3 protein-coding genes are annotated in these 5,736 nt (G+C 62.0%); 1 reads left to right on the forward strand and 2 read right to left on the reverse strand.

Annotation, left to right across the window (positions count from 1 at the left end):
* The first annotated feature begins 483 nt into the window (after positions 1-483).
* On the forward strand, positions 484-2,247 hold the full coding sequence (locus GXP39_00005) for a S8 family serine peptidase (protein ID NOZ26419.1): 1,764 nt from the start codon (positions 484-486) through the stop codon (positions 2,245-2,247).
* A gap of 90 nt (positions 2,248-2,337) precedes the next feature.
* Here the strand turns inward: GXP39_00005 and lepA are convergent, their stop codons facing one another.
* Positions 2,338-4,140: an elongation factor 4 gene (lepA, locus tag GXP39_00010; GenBank protein NOZ26420.1), complete on the reverse strand. Its 1,803-nt coding sequence runs from the start codon at positions 4,138-4,140 to the stop codon at positions 2,338-2,340.
* Between the two features lie 116 nt (positions 4,141-4,256).
* Positions 4,257-5,336 carry an NAD-dependent epimerase/dehydratase family protein gene (locus GXP39_00015; protein ID NOZ26421.1) on the reverse strand — a complete coding sequence of 360 codons (1,080 nt, stop codon included), beginning with the start codon at positions 5,334-5,336 and terminating at the stop codon, positions 4,257-4,259.
* Between the last annotated feature and the right edge of the window lie 400 nt (positions 5,337-5,736).

A 5,736-nucleotide genomic window follows, 5' to 3' on the forward strand; every position in this document is an offset into this window, starting at 1 on the left:
CATCCTGATCTCCTTGGTGTGGACGTGTTAGTATACGACTATGTTAGCAAACTCCCCCTTTCTTTGTAAACCTATATCAGGACGACACACCTCCCCTCCACGGAAAATCCCACTTTCCCGGTCTGCACCCGCCTTTACCCGGCCCTTTCCGAAGGACCCAGGCCGAGGCCGGGCAGGTCGAAGGCGGGAGAAGGACTTTTTTCCGGAGAGGTTCCGCCCCTCCGGCCTCCCCACAGCAAAAACAACGGCATTTCTCAGACACGCTCCCAGACGCCAAGATGACCACCCTTCAAGCAGAGCGCCGGGCACACCGCTCCTCACGCCGAAAAATGGGGTTTCCCTAACTTTTCGGAACAATTCCTTGGTTTGACAACGTGATGAGCGGGATGCTATACTGACGCCAGTCGTTCCGCCTACATCCTCACCATCCAGACGACAACGCAACACCATTCTCCCCTTTTCTACATAACCAGGAGGCCTATCATGCCCGAGCAGGAAACGTTTTACTACGCTGGCGGGCGTAAGATCCCCCTCCAACGAGACCCTGAACGTTACGCCGTCCGCTACCGGGAGCCCGAGGTGACCACGCGGTCCGCCCGCTCCGCTGTGGAGTCCGAACGAGAGGAGGCCGAGCGAGCCGCCGGCGCCGTCGAGCGGGTGGAAGTCCCCCGTCGCAATCTGGTCATCCTGCGCTGCCAAACGGTCACAACACGCAACGCGGAGGGAAAAACGGCACACCCGGAGGACCTGGCCCATCGGTCCGACGTGGAGTTCGTCACCCCCGTCTACCGGGAGACGACACAAGGGCTCCAGCTGATCCCCACGGACGAGTTCAACGTGCGATTCAAGCCGGACGTGACGCCCGAACAGATCGCCGAGCTCAACGCCCAGTATGACGTCGAAATCGTGCGTCAGAGCAAATGGTCCCCCCAGGAGTATATCCTGCGCGTGACCAACCCACAAGAGCGCAGCGTGATCGACGTGGCCAACGCTTACTATGAAAGTGGGCTCACCGAGTGGGCCGAACCCAACTTCCTGACGGAGGGCCGCAAACATTTTTTACCAAATGACCCGCTCCTGGCCCACCAATGGCACCTGGAGAACACCGGCCAGGGCGGGGGAACCGCCGGCGAGGACGTCCACGCCCAAGAAGCATGGGATATCACGAGGGGCGACCCGGACATCACCATCGCGATCCTGGACGACGGCGTAGACGTGGACCATCCCGATCTGGCAGCCAACATCCATCCCGCAGGGTACGACTTCTTCGATGACGATGATAACCCTCGGCCGCGCTATTTCGCGGCCCCCTATAACGAGACCAACGACAATGACATCCATGGCACACCCTGCGCAGGGGTGGCAGCCGCCTGCGGGAACAACGGCACCGGCGTAGCCGGCATCGCCTATCAGTGCCGCATCCTGCCCATCAAGATCTGGGGAGCTCCCAGCCTGGCCCCCAACAGCGTGATCGCCGACAGCATCCGCTACGCCGCCCAACACGCGGCCGTGCTCAGCGGGTCGTGGTCCAGCGCCGAAAGCGACACGGTCCGCCAAGCCATCGAGGATGTGAGCCAACACGCACGCAACGGCCGGGGGGTGCTGGTCTTCTTCTCCTCGGGGAACGATCCCGCCTGGCGGGGCCGCTCCGTGGCGTTCCCCGCTCGAGTCGACGCCGCCATCGCGGTGGGCGCCTCCACGAATCAAGGGCGTCGCTCCGGATATTCCAACTACGGCCCGGAGCTGGACTTCGTCGCCCCCAGCAACGGCGGCACCCAGGGGATCTGGACCACGGATGTGTCCTACACCGACCGCGGCTACAATCTGGGAGACGACGGATCGGGCGGCGATGACGGGCTGTACACGAACTCGTTCGGGGGGACCTCCTCCGCATGCCCACTGGCAGCCGGTGTGGGCGCGCTGGTGCTCTCCGTACGTCCGGATCTCCCGGCGGCGCTGGTGCGCCGGATCCTGCGGGAGACCTGCGACAAGATCGGCAACCGACCTTATGTCAATGGGCGCAATGATGAGTACGGATGGGGGCGGATCAATGCGCACCGGGCCGTCTCCACCGCCCGATTCGCTCCCATCGGCAACCGGCGCAGCAAGGAGATGCACCGAGCGTGGTGCCCGTGGGCCCGCCGGATGGCCGACCACAACAAGGTGTACTTCCTCTCCGTGGAAGAGGGACTGGACGCGGGGTACAACGGCTGCTGGTATTGCCTGCGCCCGTATGACACCGGATGACCTGAGACGGCAGCCGGACAAATGCCAAAACGTTGGGGCGCACGATCGTGCGCCCCAACGTCAAAGACATGCCCTTCTCGTGGACGAGCGCTATTCCTCCTCCAGACGCAACATGGTGAAGAAGGCCTCCTGCGGGATCTCCACACGTCCCACCTTCTTCATGCGTTTCTTGCCCGCCTTCTGCCTCTCCAGCAACTTGCGCTTACGGGTCACATCGCCCCCATAGCACTTCGCCAGCACATCCTTGCGCAGCGCCTTCACGTTCGCACGGGAGATCACCTTCTTCCCCACCGCCGCCTGGATCGGGACCGTGAACAGCTGACGGGGGATCACTTCCTTCATCTTAGAGACCAGCCGCTGTCCCTTGATGTACGCCTGGTCACGATGCACGATCATGGAGAGGGCATCCACCGGCTGCTGGTTCACCAGCACGTCCAGCCGGACCATGTCCGCCGGCCGGTAGCCGTCAAACTGATAGTCCAGCGAGGCATACCCTCGCGTGCGGGCCTTCAACTCATTGTAGAAATCCACCAGGATCTCGCCTAGCGGGATCTTATACGTCAACAGCACCCGGCGCTGATCCAGATACTCCTGGTTCTTGAATTCGCCGCGCCGTCGGGTCACCAGCTCCATCACCGTGCCGATGAACTCCGTCGGCGTGAAGATGGAGATCTCCACCCACGGCTCGGCGATCTCCTCGATCTCGTTCTCGGGCGGCAGATCCGCCGGGTTGTCCACGATGATCTCCTCGCCGTTGGTCTTGCGCACCCGATACTCCACCGACGGAGCCGTAAACACGATATCCAGATCGTACTCCCGCTCCAGCCGCTCCTGCACGATCTCCATATGGAACAGCCCCAGGAACCCGCAGCGGAAGCCAAACCCCAGGGCCTGCGAGGTCTCCGGCTGGAAGGTCAGCGCCGCATCGTTGAGCTGAAGCTTCTCAAGCGCCTCTCGCAGCAGATTGTAATCCTCGCCCTCGGCGGGATATACGGAGGCGAAGACCATGGGCTTCATCGGCCGATAGCCGGGGAGCGGCTCGGTCGCCGGGTTCGCCGCCAGGGTGATGGTATCCCCCACCCGACACTCCTGCACCGTCTTCAGCCCCGTGGCGATGTACCCCACCTCCCCCGCCGACAGTTCGCCGGTAGGACGCATGGAGGGCGTGAACACGCCGATCTCCATCGGAAGCGTTTCCACCCCCGATGACATCAGCAGCAACGGCTCATCGGCACGAACGCGCCCGTCCACCATACGGACGTACGCGATCACGCCCTTATAGGCGTCGTAGTGAGAGTCAAAGATCAGGGCGCGCAAGGGGGCCTCGGGATCTCCCTTGGGAGGCGGGACCTGCTCCACTACCGCCCGAAGCACCTGCTCCACATTCGTGCCCTCCTTGGCGGAGACACGAATGACCGACGCCTCGTCCACGCCCAGCAGTTCGGCGATCTCGTGGGCCACCTCATCGGGGCGGGCCGCCGGGAGGTCGATCTTGTTGACCACGGGGATGATCTCCAAGTCGTGCTCCAGGGCCAGATAGAGATTGGCCAGCGTCTGCGCCTCGATGCCCTGAGAAGCATCCACCACCAGGAGGGCACCCTCGCACGCGGCCAGGGCCCGAGAGACCTCATAGGAGAAATCGACATGGCCGGGCGTATCGATCAGATTGAGCTCATAAGTCACGCCGTCCGTGTGCGTGTACACCATCCGCACGGCCGACGCCTTGATGGTAACCCCCTTCTCGCGCTCCAGATCCATGTCATCCAGGACCTGATCCCGCATCTCCCGCTCGCTCACGGTCCCGGTGATCTGTAACAGCCGATCGGCCAATGTCGACTTGCCGTGGTCGATATGTGCAATGATGCAGAAGTTTCGAATACGCTCCAGATCCATCATCATCCGATCACACAGCTATCTCGAGTACACAGCCACGAAACGATCCAACCAGGACGACAACGCCACACCCCGACTCGCAACCCCTCGCCCAATGAACTTCCAGAGGATATCCCTCACGCCCAGTCCTGCATCCCCAGCCATCGGCTACGGGCCTGATGGTAGTACAGGATCGTCTCTCGCAACCCCTCCTCCCGGGAGTACTCGGGCATCCACCCGGTGTGCTCCTTGAAGGTGGAGTAATCCACGCCCAAACGGCGGAGCTCTGTTGTCCCAGGGCGATACCGGGAGGGGTCGATGATGAGCTCCTTCTCCCCCCAGATCCCGATATCCTGCCCCACCTTCAGGATCATCTCCGCCCATGCCTTGTTGCTGATGTCGTCGCCAAACCCGTAGGCATACGTCCGGCCGGGCTCCCCGAACACGGTCGCATAGAGGTGGCCTCGCACACCATCCAGCACGTAGGTGTAATCCCGGGTCGCGTCCGGGTTGCCCATCACGACCTTATCTCGAGACAACGCCTGCGTGATGATGGTGCCGGTCAGGTAGCGTGGGCTCTGCCGGGGGCCGAAGTTGTTGAACATCCGGGTCCCGACCACCGGGACGCCATAGGCCTGGTAGTAGTTCTTGCCCAGGAAATCGGCCGCCACCTTAGACGTCGCATATGGACTCTGCGGGTTCAGCGGAGATCGCTCATCGAAGACGACCACTCCGTCCTCACGGAACCGATAGAAGTCCCGTTGATCCTCGTTGATGTTGCCGAACTCTTCGGACGTCCCCGCCAGGTCGAACTTGAAGAGCTCCAGGTCCTCGTCCACGATGGCCTGCAGCAGGTTGAGCGTGGCAATGGTGTTGTTCATGAACGTCTCCAGCGGCCGAATCCAGGACTCCCCCACATGCGCCTGGGCCGCCAAGTGGAAGATAATCGGAGGCTCCGTCGCATCCTGCTTCACGGCCCGAACGGCCGCACGGGTGGAGTAAGGATCCACCAGGTTGCCCCAATGGATAGTGACGGCCTTCAACACCTCCGGGGAGAGGTTCTGCAGGCCGCGAGAGGAGGCCCGCACGAAGATGTGCACATTGGCCCCCAGCTCCACCAAGGCATCTGTCAGATGGCTGCCGATAAAGCCCGCCGCCCCGGTGACCAGCACCGTGCGGCCTCGTAAAGTCTCTCGAATCCGGTCATCCAGTTGCATGATCCCCTCACCTGTTCAGATCTCCGCCCGTCCACGGAATCCCTCCACAGACGAGCCTCATGAGATTATACCCGAAACCGGGAACTCCGGGAAACCAACGCTTCAACCTGAATCCCGCCCACTCAGAGCGCGTCTGAAAATTTACCGACAAGGTGTCTGAGGGTCTCCCTCAACGACCAGCTCCACAGGGGGAGGTGTGGAGGGGGCCTCCCCTCCACGGAAAACCCCACTTTTCCGGCCCGCACCTGCCTCTCTCGGCCCTTTCCGAAGGACTCGGGCCGAGGCTGGGCAGGTCGAAGGCGGGAGAAAGTGTGTCGTCCTGATATAGGTTTACAAAGAAAGGGGGAGTTTGCTAACATAGTCGTATACTAACACGTCCACACCAAGGAGATCAGGATGA

This window comes from Chloroflexota bacterium (genome assembly GCA_013152435.1).
GTDB lineage: Bacteria > Chloroflexota > Anaerolineae > DUEN01 > DUEN01 > DUEN01.

Coding starts and splice junctions, on each gene's coding strand:
- GXP39_00005 (NOZ26419.1), top strand. CDS start 484: ATGCCCGAGCAGGAAACGTTTTACTACGCTGGCGGGCGTAAGATCCCC.
- lepA (NOZ26420.1), bottom strand. CDS start 4,140: ATGGATCTGGAGCGTATTCGAAACTTCTGCATCATTGCACATATCGAC.
- GXP39_00015 (NOZ26421.1), bottom strand. CDS start 5,336: ATGCAACTGGATGACCGGATTCGAGAGACTTTACGAGGCCGCACGGTG.